This is a genomic window from Streptomyces sp. NPDC059564 (assembly GCF_042735575.1).
Taxonomy (GTDB): Bacteria; Actinomycetota; Actinomycetes; order Streptomycetales; family Streptomycetaceae; genus Streptomyces.
The window spans coordinates 1-21,533 of record NZ_JBHWBP010000085.1; the positions used below are offsets into that span (position 1 = coordinate 1).

18 protein-coding genes, 1 tRNA gene and 1 pseudogene are annotated in these 21,533 nt (G+C 71.9%); 7 read left to right on the top strand and 13 right to left on the bottom strand.

Annotated elements, in window-relative coordinates; translation table 11 throughout:
* The 4 genes from ACFV0Q_RS17035 to ACFV0Q_RS17050 all read right to left on the bottom strand — a co-directional run.
* Positions 1–2,069 (bottom strand): ABC transporter permease (locus ACFV0Q_RS17035; protein ID WP_385006006.1); only part of this gene is annotated, 2,069 nt, incomplete at its 3' end.
* 9 nt (positions 2,070–2,078) lie between these two features.
* Positions 2,079–3,347 (bottom strand): ABC transporter substrate-binding protein, encoded by a 1,269-nt coding sequence (locus ACFV0Q_RS17040; RefSeq protein WP_385006008.1) that lies wholly within the window; start codon positions 3,345–3,347, stop codon positions 2,079–2,081.
* Positions 3,348–3,464: 117 nt separating this feature from the next.
* Positions 3,465–5,288, bottom strand: coding sequence for an AMP-dependent synthetase/ligase (locus tag ACFV0Q_RS17045; RefSeq protein WP_385006047.1), 1,824 nt, complete (start codon positions 5,286–5,288; stop codon positions 3,465–3,467).
* Between the two features lie 146 nt (positions 5,289–5,434).
* Positions 5,435–6,286 (bottom strand): LysR substrate-binding domain-containing protein, encoded by an 852-nt coding sequence (locus tag ACFV0Q_RS17050; protein ID WP_385006010.1) that lies wholly within the window; start codon positions 6,284–6,286, stop codon positions 5,435–5,437.
* A gap of 231 nt (positions 6,287–6,517) precedes the next feature.
* Between ACFV0Q_RS17050 and ACFV0Q_RS17055 the strand changes: the two genes are divergently transcribed.
* The gene (locus ACFV0Q_RS17055) at positions 6,518–7,561 is read left to right on the top strand and encodes a bile acid:sodium symporter family protein (protein ID WP_385006012.1); all 1,044 of its coding nucleotides are present in this window, start codon (positions 6,518–6,520) and stop codon (positions 7,559–7,561) included.
* Between the two features lie 9 nt (positions 7,562–7,570).
* Positions 7,571–7,996 (top strand): (2Fe-2S) ferredoxin domain-containing protein, encoded by a 426-nt coding sequence (locus ACFV0Q_RS17060; RefSeq protein WP_385006014.1) that lies wholly within the window; start codon positions 7,571–7,573, stop codon positions 7,994–7,996.
* A 12-nt stretch (positions 7,997–8,008) separates the two neighbouring features.
* Here the strand turns inward: ACFV0Q_RS17060 and fdhD are convergent, their stop codons facing one another.
* Positions 8,009–8,851: a formate dehydrogenase accessory sulfurtransferase FdhD gene (fdhD, locus tag ACFV0Q_RS17065; protein WP_385006016.1), complete on the bottom strand. Its 843-nt coding sequence runs from the start codon at positions 8,849–8,851 to the stop codon at positions 8,009–8,011.
* Positions 8,852–9,055: 204 nt separating this feature from the next.
* Between fdhD and ACFV0Q_RS17070 the strand changes: the two genes are divergently transcribed.
* The 3 genes from ACFV0Q_RS17070 (at position 9,056) to ACFV0Q_RS17080 (ending at position 10,864) form a co-directional block, all read left to right on the top strand.
* On the top strand, positions 9,056–9,997 hold the full coding sequence (locus ACFV0Q_RS17070; protein WP_385006018.1) for a beta-ketoacyl-ACP synthase III: 942 nt from the start codon (positions 9,056–9,058) through the stop codon (positions 9,995–9,997).
* A 175-nt stretch (positions 9,998–10,172) separates the two neighbouring features.
* Positions 10,173–10,625, top strand: a complete 453-nt coding sequence (locus tag ACFV0Q_RS17075) for a hypothetical protein (protein ID WP_385006020.1) — start codon at positions 10,173–10,175, stop codon at positions 10,623–10,625.
* A 151-nt stretch (positions 10,626–10,776) separates the two neighbouring features.
* Positions 10,777–10,864 (top strand) — tRNA-Leu (locus ACFV0Q_RS17080).
* Between the two features lie 86 nt (positions 10,865–10,950).
* On the opposite strand, the gene ACFV0Q_RS17085 is transcribed toward ACFV0Q_RS17080, so the two are convergent.
* The 4 genes from ACFV0Q_RS17085 to ACFV0Q_RS17100 all read right to left on the bottom strand — a co-directional run bounded on the left by ACFV0Q_RS17085 (position 10,951) and on the right by ACFV0Q_RS17100 (position 13,092).
* Positions 10,951–11,265: a hypothetical protein gene (locus tag ACFV0Q_RS17085; protein WP_385006022.1), complete on the bottom strand. Its 315-nt coding sequence runs from the start codon at positions 11,263–11,265 to the stop codon at positions 10,951–10,953.
* Between the two features lie 48 nt (positions 11,266–11,313).
* Entirely contained in the window at positions 11,314–11,487 is a 174-nt protein-coding gene (locus ACFV0Q_RS17090) for a hypothetical protein (RefSeq protein ID WP_385006024.1), read from the bottom strand.
* Between the two features lie 365 nt (positions 11,488–11,852).
* Positions 11,853–12,548: a class I SAM-dependent methyltransferase gene (locus tag ACFV0Q_RS17095; protein WP_385006049.1), complete on the bottom strand. Its 696-nt coding sequence runs from the start codon at positions 12,546–12,548 to the stop codon at positions 11,853–11,855.
* 76 nt (positions 12,549–12,624) lie between these two features.
* The gene (locus ACFV0Q_RS17100) at positions 12,625–13,092 is read right to left on the bottom strand and encodes a hypothetical protein (RefSeq protein WP_385006026.1); all 468 of its coding nucleotides are present in this window, start codon (positions 13,090–13,092) and stop codon (positions 12,625–12,627) included.
* Positions 13,093–13,471: 379 nt separating this feature from the next.
* Here ACFV0Q_RS17100 and ACFV0Q_RS17105 point away from each other — a divergent pair, with 379 nt between their 5' ends.
* Positions 13,472–14,251: a helix-turn-helix domain-containing protein gene (locus tag ACFV0Q_RS17105; protein WP_385006028.1), complete on the top strand. Its 780-nt coding sequence runs from the start codon at positions 13,472–13,474 to the stop codon at positions 14,249–14,251.
* A 245-nt stretch (positions 14,252–14,496) separates the two neighbouring features.
* On the opposite strand, the gene ACFV0Q_RS17110 is transcribed toward ACFV0Q_RS17105, so the two are convergent.
* The 4 genes and pseudogenes from ACFV0Q_RS17110 to ACFV0Q_RS17125 all read right to left on the bottom strand — a co-directional run bounded on the left by ACFV0Q_RS17110 (position 14,497) and on the right by ACFV0Q_RS17125 (position 19,403).
* Complete coding sequence (locus tag ACFV0Q_RS17110; RefSeq protein ID WP_385006030.1) at positions 14,497–15,366, bottom strand: helix-turn-helix transcriptional regulator; 870 nt, start codon at positions 15,364–15,366, stop codon at positions 14,497–14,499.
* A gap of 43 nt (positions 15,367–15,409) precedes the next feature.
* Positions 15,410–16,840 carry an MFS transporter gene (locus ACFV0Q_RS17115; protein ID WP_385006032.1) on the bottom strand — a complete coding sequence of 477 codons (1,431 nt, stop codon included), beginning with the start codon at positions 16,838–16,840 and terminating at the stop codon, positions 15,410–15,412.
* Positions 16,841–17,298: 458 nt separating this feature from the next.
* A pseudogene (locus ACFV0Q_RS17120) lies at positions 17,299–18,045 on the bottom strand (IclR family transcriptional regulator C-terminal domain-containing protein); the annotation flags it as partial.
* A gap of 755 nt (positions 18,046–18,800) precedes the next feature.
* Entirely contained in the window at positions 18,801–19,403 is a 603-nt protein-coding gene (locus ACFV0Q_RS17125; protein WP_385006034.1) for a sigma-70 family RNA polymerase sigma factor, read from the bottom strand.
* A gap of 334 nt (positions 19,404–19,737) precedes the next feature.
* On the opposite strand from ACFV0Q_RS17125, the gene metG reads away from it, so the two are divergent.
* A complete protein-coding gene (metG, locus tag ACFV0Q_RS17130) occupies positions 19,738–21,453 on the top strand; it encodes a methionine--tRNA ligase (RefSeq protein WP_385006036.1) in 1,716 nt (571 codons plus the stop codon).
* Positions 21,454–21,533: the final 80 nt, after the last annotated feature.

Consider the following 21,533-nt stretch of genomic DNA (forward strand, 5'->3'; position numbering starts at 1 on the left):
TCCCAGCGGTGGCCGGGGGTGTCTGAGGCGAGGGGGCCCGGGGGCGGAGCCCCCGACGGGTCCGGGGCGGAGCCCCGGGAGCGGCGGCCGGGGTCGCAAGCCCCGGTTTCGGGAAGGGGCGGGGTGGGGGAAGGCCCCGCAGGGCGCGGCACCGCGCCGACGGTGGCCCGGTGTCGGGCCCAGCGCAGCGGTATCGCCGCGCAATACCCGTCGGGGTCGTTGGCCAGGGCCAGCCCCGCCAGGCCGAACAGGATCACCGGCAGGTGCGCCGACTCCGTGACGTGGTCCGACAGCAGCCGCGGGGCAACGGCGAACACCAGCCCCGCCACCACCGCGTACGCGGGCCTCCGTACGCCCGCCGCGACGACCACCGCCAGCCACACCAGCCCCGTCATCGCGGTGAAGTCCGTCGCCGTGACGCGGGTGTTGTACGAGGCGTACATCACGCCCCCGAACCCCGCCAGCCCCGCCGACAGCGTGAACAGCAGCAGCTTCGTCCGCAGGACGGACACCCCCGAGGCCATCGCCGCCGCCGGAGCGGACCGCACGGCCAGCATCGCCCGCCCCGACGGCGAGTTCCGCAGCGCGCTCAGCCCGGCCGCCACCACCGACACCAGCACCACCAGCGCCACCCCCAGCGCCCGGTCGTCGGACAGGTCCAGCGGCCCGACCACGGGCCTCGGCACCGCCCAGCCCGCGTCACCGCCCCGCAGCCACCGCATCTGGAACAGCACCTGGTCGGCCAGGAACGCCAGCGCCAGGGTGGCCAGGGCCAGCGCCCGCCCGCCGAGGCGCAGCGCGGGCAGCGCCACCAGCGCCCCCAGGACGGCGGCCACGCAGGTCCCCACCGCCAGCGCCGCCACGAACGGCCAGCCCCGGCTCATCAGCAGCCCCGCCACCAGCGCGGCGGCGGTGACGAAGGTGGCCTGCGCCAGCGAGACCATCGCGCCGAGCCCGGTCACCACCGTGAACGACAGGAACACCAGCCCGACGGCCAGCCCCTGCGCGAGCAGCCCGCTCCAGAACGGGGTGGTGACGGTGTAGAAGGCCACGCACAGCAGCCCGGCGGCCGCGGCCCACACCCCCCACCGCCGCCCCCACGAGGCCCCCGCCAGATGGTCCGGCGACGGAGCCTCCGCGGCCGCCACCCCGGCGGTCCGCGCCCGCCGGGTCAGCACCAGCAGACCGCCGAGCAGGATCAGGAACGGCACCGCCGTCCTGAACCCGGTGACGGACTCGGCGAAGGACGCGTACCCGGCGACGAGGTTCTGCACCACCCCGAGCCCCAGCCCGCCCGCGAAGGCCAGCGGCACCGACGCGAACCGCCCGATCACCGCGGCCGTCGCCGACACGAACAGGAACAGGGTGAAATCGTGCGCGGACAGCCCCAGCAGCGGCGTCGCCAGCACCCCGGCGAGCCCCGCCAGCCCGGACGCGATCATCCACGCCACCGACGACAGCCGGTCGGCGCTGATCCCGCGCAGCTCGGTCAGCGACCGGTCGTCGACGGCGGCCCGCAGCCGCAGCCCCAGCCGGGTGTGCCGCAGCAGCACCCACAGCGCCACGGCCACCACCGCCGTCACCACCCAGGTGATCAGCTGGTCGGAGTCGACGCCGACGCCGTCCGCGAGCTGCCAGGACTTCGCGGGGCTCGGCCCCACCCCCGGCAGCCCGAACTGGTTCTCCGCCGGCCTGACCGGCGCGCCCGCGTCCGCCAGCAGGTCCACCACCCACAGCCCGGCCGCGGGCAGCGCCACCAGCAGGCCGATGGTCGCCACGATCTGGGCGGTCTCCCCGACCCGCGCGAGCCGCCGGAACATCAGCCGGTCCAGCCCCCACCCGAGCCCGGGCGCCAGGACGCACACCACCAGCAGGGCCGCCGGGACCGCCGGCCAGCCGAACCCCGAGTGGAGCTCGTAGAAGACGAGCGCGCACAGGTAGGCGGTGGCCCCGTGCGCGAAGTTGAACAGTCCGGACGCCGAGTACGACAGCACCAGCCCGGTGGCCAGCAGCGCGTACAGGGCCCCGGAGACCAGACCGCTCAGCACGAAGACGAGCAGATCTCCCATGCCGCGCCCTTACTTGAAGGGGATGGGCTCGTGGCACGCGAACGGTACGGACACCTCGTACGCCCCGTTCTTCAGCTGGACCAGCGCCCCGCAGCCGAAGCTGTCCTTCTGCCCCTTGGGCTCCGAGCGGTCACCGACCAGGGTGCCGGTGTCGGAGAAGCCCTGCGCGGCGGCCTGGAAGGACTCGACGGTCAGGTCCTTGCCCGCCTTCCCGGCGATGGAAAGGAACAGGTCGGCCGACATGTACCCGGTCAACATGTGCAGGTTCAGGGGTATTTCCTTTCCGCCCGCCGCGGCCTTGATGTCGGCCTTGAACTGCGCCATCTTCGGGTCCGCCGACTCGAAGGGCTCGAACTGGAGGAGTACGTAGACCCCGTCGAGGGCCTGCTTCGTGGCGTCCTTGGCGAGCAGCCCCGGGTCGTAGTCGGTGGGATCGGTGAGCACGCCCTTGTATCCGGCGCGCTTGAGGGCGGTGAACAGTCCGATGTTGTTCGGGGTCTGCATGACGGAGACCACGGCGTCCGGGGCCTTGCCGTCGGCGCCCGCGAGGAGTTCCCGTACGTAGGCCGACCAGTCGCTGGGCACGGCCGTCGCCGGGACGGAGGCCTTGGCGTACGAGACCGTGAACCCGGCGGCGGCGAAGCCCTGCTGGAAGGTGCGGATGCCGAACTTCCCCGCGTCGCTGTCGTTGGCGATGATCGCGACCGACTTGCCCCGCGCCCCGCCGAGGACCTGCCCCAGGCCCTCGGGCCAGGTCTGGTTGAGGGTGCCGCCGGGGGAGGGGACGAGGCAGCCGTTGAACCCGTAGACGTACGTGGGGCCGCAGAAGGAGGGCAGGGTGCCCCAGCCGAAGGTGGGGACCTTCTCCTGTTCGAGGAAGTCGGCGCCGGAGAAGGTCACCGAGCTCATCGGGGAGACGGCGAAGACCTTGTCCTGCTGGACGAGCTTGCGGGCCGCCGCCAGGTTCTTCCCGGGGTCCTGGCCGTCGTCCTGCGCGCCGATGTAGTCGATCCTGCGCCCGCCCACGCCGCCTTCGGCGTTGGCCCGCAGGTAGCGGGCCTTCGCCCCGAGGTCGGTGTCCTTCTTGCTGTATCCGCTGGCGCTGGTCATCGACACGATGCCGCCGACCTTGATGGCGTCGGCGCTGACCCCGCGCGTGTTCCCGGCGGCCGCCCCGCCGGGCTTGACCGGATCGGTGTGGTTGGAGGCGGAGTTGCAGGCGGAGACGAGCGCGAGGGCGGCCGCTGCGGCGGCCAGGGCACGGGCGGTTCTCGACATGGACGGGGATCCCCTCCGGTAGGAATCCCCGCATTCTGTGCGCGACCTGACGGACCGTCAATATCCAGCACAGAGTGAAATGACGGACCGTCAGGAACGTTCGGGGTGGGTGGCGGATCACGACGGGTAGAGGGCCGCCACCTCCTGCGCGTACGCCTTCTCGATCGCCCGCCGCTTCAGCTTCAGCGACGGGGTCAGCAGCCCGCGCTCCTCCGTGAACTGCCCGGGCAGCACCCGGAAGGCGCGGATCCCCTCGGCCTGCGAGACCAGGGTGTTCGCGGCCACCACCGCCCGCCGCACCTCCGCCGCCAGCTCCGGGTCGCTCACCAGCTCCTCGGCGGGCCGCTGCGGCAGCCCGCGCATCGACAGCCAGTGCGCGATGCCCTCCACGTCCAGGGTCACCAGCGCCGCGATGAACGGCCGGTCGTTGCCCACCAGTACGCAGTGCGACACCAGCGGATGCGAACGCACCCGCTCCTCCAGCGCGGCCGGCGACACGCTCTTGCCGTTGGAGGTCACCAGGATCTCCTTCTTGCGGCCGGTGATCGTCAGGTACCCGTCCCGGTCCAGCCGCCCCAGGTCCCCCGTCGCCAGCCAGCCCCCGCGCAGCACCTCCTCCGTGCCCCGCGGGTCGTTCAGGTACCCGGAGAAGACGTGGCCGCCGTGCAGCCAGACCTCCCCGTCGTCGGCGATGTGGACGGTGCAGCCCGGGATCGGCGGCCCCACCGTTCCGTACTTCGTCGCCCCCGGCGGGTTCGCGGTGGCGGCCGCGCTGGACTCCGTCAGCCCGTACCCCTCGAACACGGTGATCCCGGCGCCGTCGAAGAACAGCCCGAGCCGCCGCGACATCGCCGACCCGCCCGACATCGCGTGCCGCACCCGCCCGCCCAGCGCCTCGCGCACCTTCCCGTACACCAGCTTCTCGAAGAGCTGGTGCTCCATCCGCAGCCCGGTCGAGGGTCCGGGCCCGGTCCCGAAGGCCTTCTGCTCGCGGGCCTCCGCGTACCGCACGGCCGTCTCCACCGCCCGGTCGAAGGGGCCCCGGCGGCCCTCCGCCTCCGCTTTGCGGCGGGCCGCCGCGAACACCTTCTCGAAGACGTACGGGACCCCCAGCACGAAGGTCGGCCGGAACGCCGCGAGGTCCGGCAGCAGCTCGGCGGCGGCCAGCACCGGCTGGTGCCCCAGCTTCACCCGGGCCCGTACGGCGGCCACTTCCACCATCCGCCCGAAGACGTGCGCCAGCGGCAGGAACAGCAGGGTGGAGGGCTGCTCACCGGGCCCGGCCTGGAACACCGACTCCCAGCGGGCCACCATCGTGTCGGCCTCGAACATGAAGTTCGCGTGGGTGAGCACGCAGCCCTTGGGCCGGCCCGTGGTGCCCGAGGTGTAGATGACGGTGGCGACGGCGTCGGGGGTCACGGCCCGGCGGTGCCGGTGCACCACGTCCTCGGCCACCGACCGCCCCGCCCCGACCAGTTCCTCCACCGCGCCCGCGTCGAGCTGCCACAGCAGACGCAGCTCCGGGAGCCGTTCGATCACCGAGCCGACCGTCATCGCCTGGTCCTCGTCCTCCACGACGCACCCGGTGCACGAGGAGTCGTAGAGGATCCAGTGCACCTGCTCGGCGGAGGAGGAGGGGTAGACGGGCACGGGCTGGGCGCCGATCGCCCACAGCGCGAAGTCGAACAGGGTCCACTCGTAGCGGGTACGGGACATCACGGCGACCCGGTCCCCGAACCGGATCCCCTGTGCGAGGAGCCCCTTGGCGAGCGCCAGCACCTCGGCGGCCAGCTCCAGAGAGGTGACATCGCGCCAGGTTCCGTCCGTCTTGCGCCCGAGCACGACCCGGTGCGGGTCCTGTGCGGCATGCTGGAAGACGACATCGGCCAGGCCGCCGACCGGCGCTCCTGTGACCACGGGTGGCACGGTGAACTCGCGCAACATCCCGCTCCTCTCGGTGCTGGGCGCCGCGACGCTACCCCACCCGCCCCGCTGACCGGCACCCCTTCGGAAACCTCCACAAGATCCCTGCAACGGCCGGGGCGCGCGACCCCGGGCCGAGGCGACCGGGGGCCGGCCCGGCGCGTTCAGGCCGGGCGGCTCAGGCGGTCGCCGCCCGCCAGGACGGCCGCCGCCAGGGCCTCCGAGGCAGGGGTCGGGCGGCGGCCCTGGAGGAGGGCGAACTCCACCGGCCCCAGCTCCGGCAGCCCGCCCACCCGGACCAGGCCCGGCGGGATCAGCCCCCGGGTGTGCGCCATCACCCCGAGCCCCGCGCGGGCCGCCGCGATCAGGCCGCTGAGGCTGCCGCTCGTACAGGCGATCCGCCAGGCCCGCCCGTCCCGCTCCAGCACCTCCAGGGCCCGCGCCCGGGTGATCCCCGGCGGCGGGAAGACGATCAGCGGCACCGGACGCTCCGGGTCCACCCGCAGCCCCTCCGCCCCGATCCACACCATCCGGTCCCGCCACACGAGGCGTCCCCGCTCGTCCCCGGGCCCGCGCCGCTTGGCCAGCACCAGGTCCAGGCGCCCCGCGTCCAGCCGTTCGTGCAGCGTGCCCGACAGCTCGACCGACAGCTCCAGGTCGACCTCGGGGTGCTCGTGCCGGAACCCCTCCAGGATCTCCGGCAGCCGGGTCAGCACGAAGTCCTCGGACGCCCCGAACCGCAGCCGCCCGCGCAGCCGGGTCCCGGTGAAGAAGGCCGCCGCCCGTTCGTGCGCCTCCAGGATGGTCCGCGCGAAGCCCAGCAGCGCCTCGCCGTCCTCCGTGAGCGCCACGCTGTGCGTGTCCCGGGCGAACAGCGGCCGCCCGGTGGCCTCCTCCAGCCGCCGCACGTGCTGGCTGACCGTGGACTGCCGTACGCCGAGCCGGGCCGCTGCCTGCGTGAAGCTGAGCGTCTGGGCCACGGTGAGGAAGGTGCGCAGCTGGACGGGGTCGTACATGAGGACAGCCTAGGCCGCCCATCGCGTTCCGTGATGGCAGTCAGTGCGGTGAGCGGGTTTCCCGATGACCGCGCCCCGGCGAGCATGGGTGGTGGGCCCGCTCCCGGGACCCGCCACGGCGCCGCCGAAGCCCCGTCGCCGCCCCGCCGAAGCCCTGTCGCCCCCCGCCGAAGACCCGCCACCGCCCCGCCGAAGACCCGCCACCGCCCCCACACCAAGTGAGCACCGCCCATGCGAAGCCCCCGCCTCCCCGCCCGGCTGCCCCTGGACCCGTACGTACTGGCCCTGCTCGCCACCGTGGGCCTCGCCGCCCTGCTGCCCGCCCGGGGCGCCGCCGCCGCCGTCGCCGAGGGCGCGTCCACCGGCGCCGTCGCCCTGCTGTTCTTCCTCTACGGGGCCCGGCTCTCCACCCGCGAGGCCCTCGACGGACTGCGCCACTGGCGGCTCCACCTCACCGTGCTGGCCTGCACCTTCGTCCTCTTCCCGGTGCTCGGCCTGGCGGCGCGCGGGCTCGTCCCCGCCCTCCTCACCCAGCCCCTCTACAGCGGCCTGCTCTTCCTCTGCCTGGTCCCCTCGACCGTCCAGTCCTCCATCGCCTTCACCTCCATCGCCCGGGGCAACGTCCCCGCCGCGATCTGCGCCGGCTCCTTCTCGAGCCTCGCCGGCATCGTCCTCACCCCCCTCCTGGCCGCCGCCCTGCTCGGCTCCGGCGCGGGCGGCTTCTCCGCCGGCTCCCTCCTCAAGATCGTCGTCCAGCTGCTGCTGCCCTTCCTCCTGGGCCAGGTCCTGCGCCGCTGGGTCGGCGGCTTCCTGGTCCGCAACAAGAGGGTCCTCGGCTACGTCGACCGGGGCTCGATCCTGCTCGTCGTCTACGCCGCGTTCAGCGCGGGCATGACCGCCGGGGTCTGGCACCAGGTCAGCCTCCCGCGCCTGGGGGTCCTGCTGGCGGTGGAGGCCGTGCTCCTCGCCGTGATGCTCCTCGTCAGCTGGTACGGGGCCGGGCGCCTCGGGTTCGGCCGCGAGGACCGGATCGCCATCCAGTTCGCCGGGTCGAAGAAGAGCCTGGCCGCCGGACTCCCCATGGCCAGCGTCCTGTTCGGGGCCCACGCCGGCCTCGCGGTGCTGCCGCTGATGCTGTTCCACCAGATGCAGCTGATGGTGTGCGCGGTCCTGGCCCGGCGCCGTGCCCAGGACCCGGAGGCATCCGAACTCCCTTGCGGGCGTGTGGCGGAGGTCTCGCCCCCGGCCGGGCACCCCGCCGCGCGGGGCCGGTAACGTGCGTCGGTGACCTGGATACGCCCGCTCTCCGCCCACGCCCCGCGTCCCTGCACCCTCGTGGTCTGCCGGGGCTGTTGCTGCGGGGACCCGCGCAAGAACCCCGGCTCCGACCACGCGGGCCAGCTCGCCCGGCTGCGGGAGGCCGCCGCCGCGTCCGGGGGCCGGCTGGCCGTCCGTACGAGCGAGTGCCTCGGCCCCTGCGCCCAGGCCAACGTCATCGTGGTCCAGCCCACCAGCGAGGCCCGCGGCCGTGGCGCCCGGGCCGTCTGGTTCGGCTGGGCCCTGGACGACACCGCGACGGACGAGGTCATCGCCTGGGCACGGTCCGGCGGCCCGGGCGCCACACCCCTCCCGGCCACCCTGGAACTGCACCGCATCGACCCGCCGGAACCGAAGCCGGCCGCCTCGCCCCGCCGGGGCCGCCGCCGCTGACCCCCGGGTCCCCTACGCGGGGCCGCCGGGCAGGATGACGCGCTGCTCGCCCGCGTAGACGTTCATGTCCTGGCCCCGCAGGAAGCCCACCAGGGTCAGCCCGGTCTCGACCGCCAGGTCCACGGCGAGGGAGGACGGCGCCGAGACCGCCGCCAGCACCGGGATCCCGGCCATGACGGCCTTCTGCGCCAGCTCGAAGGAAGCCCGGCCCGACACCAGCAGCACCGATCCGGCCAGCGGCAGCCGCCCGGCCTGCAGCGCCCGCCCCACGATCTTGTCCACCGCGTTGTGCCGCCCCACGTCCTCCCGTACGTCGAGCAGCTCGCCCCCCGCCGTGAACAGCCCGGCCGCGTGCAGCCCGCCCGTGCGGTCGAAGACCTTCTGCGCCGCGCGCAGCCGGTCCGGCAGCTCGCCGAGGAGCTCCGCCCGGATCCGTACCGGATCCGCGTCGAGCCCCGGGAAACGGGTCGCCGTGCGGACCGCGTCCAGGCTGGCCTTGCCGCACAGTCCGCAGGAGGAGGTGGTGTAGACGTTCCGCTCCAGCGTGATGTCGGGCACCGGCACTCCGGGCGCCAGCTGCACGTTGACCACGTTGTAGGTGTTGGAACCGTCCTCGGCCGCACCCTCGCAGTAGGTCACGGCCCGGACGTCAGAGGCGTGCGCGATCACGCCCTCGCTGGCCAGGAAGCCCACGGCCAGTGCGAAGTCGTCCCCCGGGGTGCGCATCGTGATGGCCAGCGGCTTGCCGTTCAGCCGTATCTCCAGCGGCTCCTCCGCGACGAGCGTGTCGGGGCGCATGACCACCGCCCCGCCCCGGATCCGCACCACGCGGCGCCGTTCGGTGACCCGTCCCATGGCGATCAGCCACCCGTTCCGTCCTCGTCGTGCACTTGACGAGGACATTCTCGCGGATCCACGGCGGATGACGTCCCCGGCAGCAAGTTGCTCGGAATTCTCCAAATTACGGTGCAGGAATCCTGTCGGGTTACGCGCACCCGTACCCACCGGTAGCAGGAGAAGCTGGTTGATCCTGACCGTCGACAAAAGGGGACCCCGCCCATGACCGGTTCACGCGTGGTGGCGCTAGGGCACTACCAGCCCGCGAAAGTGCTCACCAACGAGGACCTCGCGGCCATGGTCGACACCAATGACGAGTGGATCCGGTCCCGGGTCGGCATCCGCACCCGCCACGTCGCGGGCCCCGAGGAACCTGTGGACGAGCTGGCCTACCAGGCCGCCGGCAAGGCCCTCGCGAATGCCGGCCTGCTCCCGGACGATGTCGACCTCGTCCTGGTGGCCACCTCCACCGCCATCGACCGCTCCCCCAACATGGCCGCGCGGGTCGCCGCCAAGCTGGGCATGGGCGGCGGGCCCGCCGTGATGGACATCAACGTCGTGTGCTCGGGCTTCACGCACGCCCTGGCCACCGCCGACCACGCGATCCGGGCCGGCGCCGCCACCCGCGCGCTGGTCATCGGCGCCGACAAGATGACCGAGATCACCGACTACACCGACCGCACCACCTGCGTGCTGACCGGCGACGGCGCGGGCGCGGCCGTCGTCGAGGCCTGCGCGGAACCGGGCATCGGCCCGGTGCTGTGGGGCTCGGTGCCGGAGATGGGCCACGCGGTCCGCATCGAGGGCTCGCCCCCGGTCTTCGCGCAGGAGGGCCAGTCCGTCTACCGCTGGACCACCAGCCAGCTCCCGCCGCTCGCCCGCAAGGTCTGCGAGAAGGCCGGGATCACCCCGGAGGACCTGGCGGGGGTCGTCCTGCACCAGGCCAACCTGCGGATCATCGAGCCGCTCGCGGCCAAGATCGGCGCCGTGAACGCGGTCGTCGCCCGCGACGTCGTCGACTCCGGCAACACCTCCGCCGCCAGCATCCCGATGGCCCTGTCCAAGCTGGTCGAACGCGGCGAGATCCCCTCCGGCGCCCCGGTCCTCCTCTTCGGCTTCGGCGGGAACCTCTCCTACGCGGGCCAGGTCATCCGCTGCCCGTAGCCGGCCACCCCGCACGCACGCCGCAGGCCCACCCCCTCCCAGGGGGTGGGCCTGCGGCGTGTGCGACCTGAGAGGTAGCGGACGTCGCCCGGCGGACTGACGTATCCGCAGGCCCCACCGCCGGACGATGGGGCGGCACCCCGCACCACGCCCCCCGCCGAGGAGCACGATCCGTATGAGCCACAGGTCCATCGTCCTGACCACCGCCGCGGTCGTCACCGCCGTGGGCCTGGCCACCGTCGTGGCCCTTCCCGCCGCGGCGGACCGGTACGGCGGCCGCCACCAGGAATCGGACCACTACGCCACCGGCGCGGAGGCCAAACGGGCCCGGGCCTCGGTGCCGCGCTGGCTGGCCGACGACGCGAGGTCGGTGGAGTACTCGATGCGCACCACCGGCGGCCAGCGCCTCCTGAAGGCCACCCTCCCCGACGCCGGGCTCCCGGCCGGCTGCACCCCGGACGGCGCGTCCCGCCCCCGGCCCCCGGAGATGACGGCCGACTGGTTCCCCACGGGCGCCGAGCACCGGGCCACCGCACGCTGCGGCCTCTACTACGCCTACACGGACGGCGGCACCCTCTACGCCTGGCAGCTCAACGACGACTGGATCAAGGAAGGCGCCGGCAGCTGACCGAGACGATCCGTCTCGCAGAACCCTTCGGGCATGCCCGCAGGTCAGCGCGGCGCGGCGGACGACAGCCGCCCGGATATGTGGTCGGAGACCCGCCGATCCTTTGCTATTGTTGTCCATGTCGCCGCGGGAAACCGGGGCCGACCACCTGGTCCGGGTGGCGGAATGGCAGACGCGCTAGCTTGAGGTGCTAGTGCCCTTTATCGGGCGTGGGGGTTCAAGTCCCCCCTCGGACACCAGCAGGAACCCCACTCCGGTGGGGTTCTTTTGCGTTCCAGGGCTGTGGCGTGACCAACCACGTGACCAACAGCCCAGAGACCCTGTCTCAGACCAGGGCGGCGAGGCCGAGTCGGCCCGCGCTGGACGCGGCCAGTCGCCGCGCTCCGTTCTTCCTGCTGTGGCCGTACCGGGCCATCGTGTAGCCCGGCGAGTGGTGCCGGACGTTTGCCGAGACCTCTACGGGGTTCTCCCCGGCCTCCAGGTCGTTCGTGACCTTGCTGTGCCGCCAGTCGTGAATCCGGAAGTCCTCCGGCAGGTGCAGACGCGTCCGAAGGGTCCGCCACCGGGCGGAGACCTTCTCAGGGTCCTGCGGTCCGCCTGCCTCGCCCCGGTACAGCTTGAAGCCGTCACGGGCGAACACGAGGTCATGATCGATCCATGCCGGGCCGAGCCGTTCCCGCTCCGCCTGCTACCGCTCCCACTGCCACCTCAGCACGTTCATCACGGACTGATCGACGTAGATCACGGCGTTCGCGTCGCCGTCCTTGGTGAGCTTCCGCAGCCGGTAGGTGTTGCCCTCTTCGACCACGACCCATCCAAGCTCGATGGACCCCTCACCCCAGTTGATCAGAGACCACTTCATCCCCAGTGCCTCACTGGGTCGCACGCCAGTAGCGGCGTACACGGTCCACAGAGGGGCGTCACGGAGGCAGTGGTGGGTCAGGCCGCCGTCACACACCCGGTTCCCGCACGACTCCCATACCGACCCCAGGAACCGGCTGGTCTGGTCGTCATCCAGCGTGGGGAAGTCACGTTCTTGGGCCACGGCCCATCCCACAGCAGCTATCGAGCCAAGTCACCCACGCGAGTGATCACTACGGCGAGCTGTCTGCCCAGGCCAAAGGGCCTCCCCCGCCTGTCCGGACATGGCGCAGGGCAGAGGCCTCGCTGGACGGATCACGGGACCAACGACCATGCCGGCCGTGGGGCCAAAGTCCCTCCGCAGGCTCACAACAGCTGCGGTTGGTCTCCGCGTACCGCGCGAATCAGCAAGGTCCCTTGAGTCCGCTTGTCGTGTTCGGGGGCCGGTAGCACGGTGGCTGTGACATCGGGGAACCCGTACTCCTTGAGGAGTGCGGACCAGATGTGGGGCTCGTAGTCCCATCGCTTCACGATGGCCGGGTCTTCGTCGGGCCCCTTGGGGATGTACGACGCCTGACACCCGTAACAGCCTTCGACAGGGGGCCGCTGGGAGAAGGCGAATACCCCACCCGGCTTGAGGTTCGCGTGCACGATGGGCAGCAGTAGCCCAGGGTCGGTGAACCAGGCGGCGCCGAAGACGCTGTAGATCGCATCGAACACCGTGAACGTGTCGCCGAGATAGGCGAGGGCGTCGCCTTGGTGCAGTTCCATCCCGTCCACGTCGGGCCAGCGCTCGCGGGCCTTCGCGAGCTGCTTCGGGGAGAGGTCGATACCTTCGGCCTTCATGCCGAGGGTGGCGAGGTGAGCGGCGTTCCCACCGGACCCGCACCCGAGGTCGAGCACGCTGTCTCCCGGCTTCACCGCCAGCACTTCGGCCCCGGGGCCGTGGTCGGCGTACTGGGTCCAGTTGAACCAGGTGGTCTCGCCCCGGGCGTTCGTCGGGCGCCTGTGAGGCTTGCTGTGTGCGTACTCGTCCCAGGCCGCGCTACGGGTGTCAGACACTTCGCTTCCGTTCTCGTTCACGGGCACAGCCGCCCGGCATGAGTAGCCGGGCGGCTGGCCGATTGGGTGTGCGGTGCTACTTCTTCCCGCCGACGGGGCTGTCGGTGCAGCCAGCGTGGCACTGCGAGCAGTCCGCTGCGCCCTCGTCGGGCCAGAACTCAGCGTCGACGGTGAACCCGGCCGCACGGATCGTGGCTGTCGTCACGGCCATGGCGGCCCGACCGGTCTCGGGGTCCGTGCCGTCCTCGTCCTCGTCGGGGACGTGGTGGATGTAGTCCACGCCGAGAGCCCGCGAGAAGACGACGTAGGGGACGCTCCGCTTGAGGAACTTGTGCCAGAACGAGTCCACGCGGAGCGAGGGAGTCAGCGGCTCGCCCGTCTGGACACTGGCGGCCAGGTAGGCCGCCATCTGGTTCACGCCGCGCTCGCCGAGCTCGTCGGTCAGCTCCGGCCAGTCCTTGCGCACGTCTTTGATGAGTTGGGCCCGAACCTCGGGGCTGACTAGGTTCAGGACCTCGGTCGGGCTGTACTGCGTGATCGTCACGTCTGTGCCTTCCTGGTCAAGGGATGCCGGTAGCCGGTCCCTGCGGATGGTGCGTGATCGGGGTTGGTGCACCGGGGGCACTCACAAGCGGGCCATGCGGCGGAAGCCATGGGGGTCAGCGGCTTCACGGCACGGTCGGACAGGTACACGACTTCTCCGCCGTACGTACGTCCGCCGTCGCGGGATACCCGCATGGTCATCGTCATCCGCTCGCCTCCCTCGCAGCTGCCCTCGGTCGCCTAGATGTTCCTGCCGGGAGGTAGGGCACAGCGACGACGAAACGGGCGTCGTCGGGGCGTCACTCGGAGGGGCGTCATTGACACCCCAGAGGGCGTCAATTAGGTGTCATTGGACCGGACTTCGGTCTAGCTTTGACGTCATGACGACGACCGCAGTGGTGCCGAATGATGTGCTGCGGGCCGTGCGTATCGGCCTGCGGATGAGCCAAGACGATTTCGCCAAGGCGATCCGCCGGGCAGGGCAAGAGCTGGGAGAGCCCAACGAGGCATCCAAGCGGCTGGTACAGCGCTGGGAGTCGGGTACGAGCAAGACGCCCCGGGGTGTGTACGCCAGGGCGTTAGAGCGGGTCACGGGTCGTCCGGCTGAGGCTCTGGGGTTCTCCCTGCCGGTCCCGATGGCAAGAGTCCACACAGACGGATCAGGAGGGCATGACATGGACGCAGGAGCAGGCGGAGTCGCCTCCGCCGCTGTGGGCGCGCAGACGGCCACACAAACGCCTAGCGAGACGTTCTCGGGGGTGTGGCTCAGCCGATACGAGTTCTATTCGTCCAGCCGTGACGAGACGTTCGAGGCGACGCACTACGTGGTGATCGTTCAGCACGGGAACAGGCTGACCGCTCAGAGCCTGCCGGGTGCGTCCAGCAATCCGGACAGCCCTCTCACGTTGGATCTCACCGTTGATCGCAACGTGGTCACAGGATCGTGGGTAGAGCAGACCGCCGCCGAGGGCTACTACAACGGCGCTCGCTATCACGGGGCCCTTCAGCTACTGGTCGAGCCGACCGGCCGACGTATGGCCGGGAAGTGGGTCGGGTTCGGCAAGGACTTTGACGTGAATACTGGGCCCTGGGAGCTGCGTCTCGTGGACCGGTCTACGTCCAAGGCCACCTTGGAGCAGTACAGCCGGGCCCCGGAGTAGCTGGTTGGCCACGTGACCAACGCATGACCAACAGCGGGCCGGAACGGGCCGAAACGCATGGGACGCATGACCAAGCCAAGCCGTCAAGAAACGGCTCTTCAGGGCCTGTTTCCCCAGGTCAGGACGCAAGAAGGCTGGTGCCCGAGTGGAGAGTTCAAGTCCCCCCTCGGACACAGAGTAAGTGCAGACGGAAGAGCGGATCGTGACCCAGTGGTCACGATCCGCTCTTTTGTGTCTGTTGTCCTTCAGTGCCGGTGATCGGATTTCGGGTCCGCCGTCAGGAGCTGCAGGGCCGCCTCGTGCGGGGAGTCGGGCTCTGCGTGGTAGAGCTTCAGGATGTTGCCGTCCTGGAGGTCGGCGGACTGGTACATCAACTCCAGCTCGCCCACCACCGGATGGTCGAAGAGCTTGGTGCCCTCGATGCAGTTCGCCACCCGCTGGCGGCACCAAAGCGCCGCGAACCCCTCGCTCTGGATGGTCAGTTCACCGATCAGCTCGGCCAGCCGCGGATCGTGCCGGTGATTTCCGGAGATGAATCGCAGGTACGTCACGTTCGACTCCGACTCGGCGGCCCAGTCCGCGTACAGAGCCCGGACGTTGGCGTCGAGGAAGTTCATCTTGATGATGTTGGGGCGCCGTTCGGCGTCCTCGGGGACGCCGCATTCGAGGTGCGGTGCGAACAGCTGGTGGTACGTGGGATTCCAGGCCAGGATGTCGCACCGGTAGTTCAGCACGGCCGCCGCCACATGGCCGAGCGACGACATCAGCATCCTGGTGCTGGGGCCGAGCTGATCGTCACGGGGCGTTTGCCGCTGCGGGTTCTGCACCGCCGTGCCGATCCTGAGCAGGTGGTCCTGCTCGTCGAGGCTCAGATCCAGTGCGCGGGCGATGGAGAGCAGGACCTGCGGCGAAGCCTGCGCGGTCTGTGACTGCTCGAGCCGGGTGTAGTAGGTCTGGCTCACGCCCGCCAGCGCGGCCACTTCCTCGCGGCGCAGTCCGGGAACGCGCCGGGAGTTGGTGGTGCGCAGCCCCATCCGCTCGGGGCGGACACGTTCGCGCATCTGTCGCAGGTAGCTGCCGAGGTCCGTGTTCACGATCTGTTCCACGCTTCTCATGATGAAGTGCCGGACGGCATCGGCCCCATGGGGTCACCGCGGACTACCGGAACCTGCTCCGCAGCAGCAGCCACAGGAGCACGCCGACGGCGAGCTGGGAGGTGCCGGCCACGCCGATCGCCACGTGGATGCCGGTGAGCTCCGCGGCGGCGGTCACCGTGCCCCGCCCGATGGCGGCCGCGAACGCCGCGCTCACCAGCGGGATGCCGATCGCGATGCCGACCTGCTGGCTCTGGGTGGCCATCCCGGTCGCCATGCCCTGTTCGTCGGCGTCCACGGACGAGGTGGCGATGACCATGAAGGACAGGGCCGCCGTCATGGAGAAGAAGGCGTTCACGAACTGGGTGATGATCAGGGGGATCAGCCAGCGCGCGTCCGAGGTCGCCCAGAGCGCCTGCAGCATGAACGCGCCCTGGAGGGCCAGGGAGGCGCCGAGCACGGTGCGCGGCGGGATGCGCTGGAGGAGGCGCGGACCGACGAGGCCCGCGATGATCTGGCCCACCCCGATGCCGAGCAGCACGAGGCCGGCGACCAGGGAGGACAGGCCGAGCACGTTCTGGACGTACAGACCGGTGAAGAAGATCAGCGCGGTCTCGCCGCCGAAGATGAACAGGGCGGCCACGTTGCCGAACGCGATGTCCCGCTTCTTCAGGACCTTGACCGGGACCAGGGCGTCGGCGGTGCGGCTCTCCACGGCCCAGAAGACGCCCAGCAGGACGGCGGCGGCGATCAGCGCGCCGCCCGCCGTCAGGTCCAGGCCCTGCTCGCCGATGCGGGTGACGCCGTAGATCCCGGTGAACAGGCCCAGGGTGATCAGCAGCGCGCCCGGCAGGTCGATGCGGCTGCGCCGCGCGGCCCGGCTCTCGTCGACGACGAACGGCACGACGACGATCGCCGCGATGGCCACGGGGATGTTGATGAAGAAGGCCCAGCGCCAGGAGAACACGTCGGTGAGGACACCGCCGAGGATCGCGCCGACGCTGAACCCGGAGCTCATCATCACGCTGTTGAGGCCCAGCGCCCGGGTCCGCAGGGCGGGCTCGGTGAAGGCCGTGGTGAGCAGGGCGAGCGCGGCGGGCGTGACAGCCGCGGTGGCCAGACCCTGGAGGGTACGGGCGACCAGCAGCATCGCGGCCGAGTCGGAGACGCCGCCGATGAGCGAGGAGACGGCCAGGACGACCATTCCGGCGGTGAAGATGCGCCGACGCCCCACGTGGTCGCCTACGCGGCCGAAGACGAGGGTGCATCCCGCGGCACACAGGGCGAACGTCGTGGTGATCCACTGCAGGCTCCCCGTCGAGAACCCGAGGGACACGCCGACCTCGGGCAGCGCGACGTTCAGCACGGAGAAGTCCGCGGCCATCATGAACTGCGACGCCAGGAGCACCACCAGGGCGGCGACTTGGCGCCCTGTCATACGGACATGGGCCTGCGGCGCGGCCGCGGTGGTCGGGGAGGTATCGGCGGTTGTCATGCCGCCAGCCTCGGCCGCCCGCACCGCCCCAGCCAGATCCCTTCTGACAGCACTCCTGCGGAGACTGTCACTGGCAGTGCCACCTTCGTCATCGGCCCGCCCGGGCGTGCACCTCACATGCGCAGGACCACCAGGCCGTCGGGGGAGGGGAGGGTGCCCGGGGTGATCTGGGTGAAGGTGCGGGGGAGGGCGAGGTGGGGGTGGGCCGGGTCGGGGTCGGCTTCGAAGAGGTACGCCGCCGCCGACGCGGGGTCGCTGACCAGGTGGGGGCCGTCCTGGGCGGTGGCGCGGGTCAGCGGGGTGCGGAAGAGCCGGCCCAGCAGGCGCAGGGTCTCCGGGGTGATCCGGGTCGGCGGGGCGGGGTCCGACGGCTGCGGGGCGGGGTCCGGGGCGGGCGCGGTGGCCGGGTCCGCGGCGGGGCCCGGGGGCGGCGGGGCGTCCGGCGGGATGGCGCCGGACAGCAGCAGGGCCAGCAGCACCGGTACCGCCTTGCGGCGCAGGGCCTCGGTGGCGGCGTGCAGCCGGTGCGCGTGGCTCGCGGGCAGCGAGAGCGCGAGGCTTCCGGCGGCGCCCCCGGTCGCGATGGGGACGGCCGCGCAGACGACCCCGGGTGAGTACTCGCGCAGGTCGAAGACGGGGGAGCCCGGGGCCACCGCGTCCAGGGCGCTGAACAGGGTCCGGCTGTCGGTGATGGTCCGCGCCGTGAGCCGGGCCGGGCGGTGGCGGGCCACGTGGTCGGCCCGGCCGTGGTGGTCGAGCTGGGTCAGCAGGCACTTGCCGACCGCGCTGGCGTGCGCGGCGGCCCGGAAGTCCACCCATTCCCGCACCGGCGGAGCCCCCGGCCCGTCCGCCATCTGCGTGATCCGGACCTCGCCCTCCGCGTACCGGCCGAGGTATACGGCGGCGCCCGCGCTGTCGCGGGCCAGGGCCAGGGTGCGCTGGAGCTGACCGGCCAGGCCCGCGCCGCCGGGGGAGCCGAGCCGGTCCAGGGCCGGGCCGCCGGCGTACACCCCCGCGCCCGGGCGGTACGCGTACTCCTCCTCGCACAGCATGGTCAGCAGCGGGCGGAGCGCCGCCTCGGTGAGCCCCGACTCGCGGGCGAGCCGGCCCGCCCGCACGCCCAGGGGGTGCCGCTCCAGGACCTGTACGACGGCCAGCGCGCGCCGCGCCTGGGCCAGGGCGTCGCCCGCGTCGGCCTGGACCACCGTCCGGCGGGCGGCCGAGGTCAGCGCGGGATGGCGCAGCGGGCCCGGGCCCGGGCGGGGGCGGCGCACCGGGAGCGGGGGCGGCGGCAGGAACGCGGCCAGCACCGCGGGCAGCCCCGCCCGGGGCAGCGGCACCGGGCCCAGGTCGGGATCGTCGGGCTGGTCCACGTACCGCAGGACGGCCGCCTGGGCGCACAGCCGGACCTCGCGCAGCTCGCGGCGGCCGCTCGGCCGGAAGCCGTGGCGGCCCAGCTCCCGCGCCCAGAGCCGGGCGTCGTGGTGCTCGCCGCGCCGGGAGTGGTCGAGGAAGAGGCAGTACGCGGCGGGGGCGGTGCGCGGGCTGCCGGAACCCGCGGCGAACTGCCACCAGAAGCGGGAGCCCTCGCGCAGCCCCGCCAGGTGCAGCAGGCAGCCGAAGGCGACCGCCCCGGGCAGGTCGGCGTGTCCGCCGTCGACGAAGCGGCCGAGGTCCTTCCCGGCGCGGGGGTCGCAGACCACGGCGAGGCAGGCGGCCTTGAGGTCGCGGCGGGCCCGTTCGGAGTCGAGGGGACAGTCGCGGGCCGGGTCGCTCCAGCCGAAGGGGCGGCGCCGGCCCGGGGCCGTGGAAGCGGGGAGGAGGGGGGTGCGCAGCAGCCGGGACTCGGCGGCGCCGAGGTCGTAGTGGGGGTAGCGGTCGCGCACGCCGGCCCGGGCCAGGAACTCGGTCAGCGCGCGCGGCGGCCCGGCGGGGGCGCCGGCGTGCTCCTCGCGGGGCCTCATGATCCGGCGGACGCGTCGAGCAGCCGGGCGAGGCGGCGGTGGGCCTGGCCCAGCTGGGAACGGACGGTGGCCTCGTCGACGCCCATCACGGAGGCGGCCTCGCCGGGGGTGCACTGGAGCCCGTAGCGCAGGATCACGGTGTCGCGCTGGCGTTCGGCGAGGCGGGAGACGGCCGAGTAGAAGCGGATGGTGTCGGCGAGCACCTCGTACCGGTCGGCGTGGGCCTCCTTGAGGGCCGCCTCGAAGGCGGTGGTGTCCATCGGCTCGGGCCGCCGCCGGCGGGGGTCCTGCCGCCGCTGTCCGTCGACGATGCGCTGCTTGAGCACGGTCCAGGCGTAGGCGTCGAGGCGGTCCATGTGCAGCATGCGGAGCCACTCGTTCATGATCGAGTCGAAGGTGGCGTCCACGGCGTCCTCGGCGGCGGCGTCGGAGCCGAGCTGAAGGTACGCGAAGCGCATGTACGCCGGCCGCCGGTTGGTGTGGAAGGCCCAGTACGACAGGCGCGCGCTCGGATCCCACTGACTCATGGGCGTCGGCCGCCGCTTCCGGCTGGGCAGTCCCACGGCCCCGCCGGACTCCTCCGGTCCGCCATCGTTCACCGTTCCCCACCTCATCCCCTGTGCGGGGTCCATGGAAGCAGCGCGGGCGCACTCGGAGGGCGCAGAGAAGAAACCTGGAAATATTACGTTCGGTGATGATCGGTTCGTGATCGATGTCGACCGGTCGGCGCCCCGGCCAGCACGTACGCATATGCCAGCGACCGGGCGCGCCCCGAGTGGTGCGCGGGGCGGACACGGCGTGTGACCGGTCTCGTGCTCCCCGGAATCCGGTCGGGGGGCCCGTTCCCCGCCTGTAACATGGGCCCATTGCGAGGGCCGTGACGGAGAGGCCCCGCATGAATCCGTACAAATGAAACGAATGGAGCATCCGAGGATGGCTCGACACCTGATCACCAGCGCGCTTCCCTACATCAACGGGATCAAGCACCTGGGCAACATGGTCGGGTCGATGCTTCCGGCGGATGTGTACTCCCGGTACCTCCGCCAGCGCGGCCACGACGTCCTGTACATCTGCGCCACCGACGAGCACGGCACCCCCGCCGAACTCGCCGCCAAGGAGGCCGGGATCTCGGTCGCCGAGTTCTGCGCGCAGGCCCACGACGCCCAGAAGGCGGTCTACGACGGCTTCCAGCTGTCCTTCGACTACTTCGGCCGCAGCTCGTCCGCGCAGAACCGCGAGATCACCCAGCACTTCGCGCGCAAGCTGCAGGAGAACGGCTTCATCGAGGAGCGCGCGATCCGGCAGGTCTACTCGCCGGTCGACGGCCGCTTCCTGCCGGACCGCTACGTCGAGGGCACCTGCCCGCACTGCGGCTACGACAAGGCCCGCGGCGACCAGTGCGAGAACTGCACCCGCGTCCTGGACCCCACGGACCTGATCGAGCCCCGCTCGGCCATCTCCGGCTCCACCGAGCTGGAGGTCCGCGAGACCAAGCACCTGTTCCTGCGCCAGTCCGTGCTCCAGCACGAGGTCGAGGCCTGGGTCGCCGAGCACGAGGAGGAGTGGCCGCAGCTCGCCTCCTCCATCGCCCGCAAGTGGCTGACCGAGGGCCTGCACGACCGCGCCATCACCCGTGACCTCGACTGGGGCGTTCCGGTCCCCGCCGACACGTGGCCCGAACTGGCCGCCGAGGGCAAGGTCTTCTACGTCTGGTTCGACGCCCCGATCGAGTACATCGGCGCCACCAAGGAGTGGGCCGACCTCGACGCGGCGAACCGCGACTACAAGTCGTGGTGGTACGAGGCCGACGACGTCCGCTACACCCAGTTCATGGCCAAGGACAACGTCCCGTTCCACACGGTGATGTTCCCCGCCACCGAACTGGCCACCCGCGAGCCGTGGAAGAAGGTCGACTACGTCAAGGCCTTCAACTGGCTGACGTACTACGGCGGCAAGTTCTCCACCTCGCAGAAGCGCGGCGTCTTCACCGACCAGGCCCTGGAGATCCTCCCGGCCGACTACTGGCGCTACTTCCTCATCGCCAACGCGCCCGAGTCCGACGACTCCTCCTTCACGTGGGAGCACTTCACCGCCACGGTGAACAAGGACCTCGCCGACACCCTCGGCAACTTCGTCAACCGCGTGCTGTCCTTCTCGCGCAAGCGCTTCGGCGACGACGTCCCGGCGGGCAACGCGGCCGGCGAGGCCGAGGCGAAGCTCGGCGAGCAGATCGCCGAGCTGCTGGCCGAGTACGAGGGCCACATGGACACGCTCCAGTACCGCAAGGCCGCGGCCGCGCTGCGCGCCCTGTGGTCGGCCGGAAACTCCTACCTGGAGGAGAAGGCCCCCTGGCTGGAGATCAAGACCGACCCCGAGGGCGCGGCACTGACCCTGCGCACCGCGATGAACCTCATCCACCTTTACTCGGTGGTCTCCGAGCCGTTCATCCCGGCCTCGGCGCGCGCCATGCGCTCCGCGTTCGACCTGGCCGGCGACACCGCGGCGTGGGTGACCCCGGAGCAGGCCAAGGCGCTGGACTCGGTCCCCGCCGGGACCCCGTTCACCGTGCCGCCGGTGCTCTTCGCGAAGATCACCGAGGAGGACCTGGAGTCCTACCCGGAGCGTTTCGGCGGCAACCCGGAGGCCTGAGGCCACTGAATTATCCCGCTGTCGAAGGGGGGGGAACCTCAGGGGGGCGCCCCCCTTGGCCTGCGGCGGGGCGGGGCCGG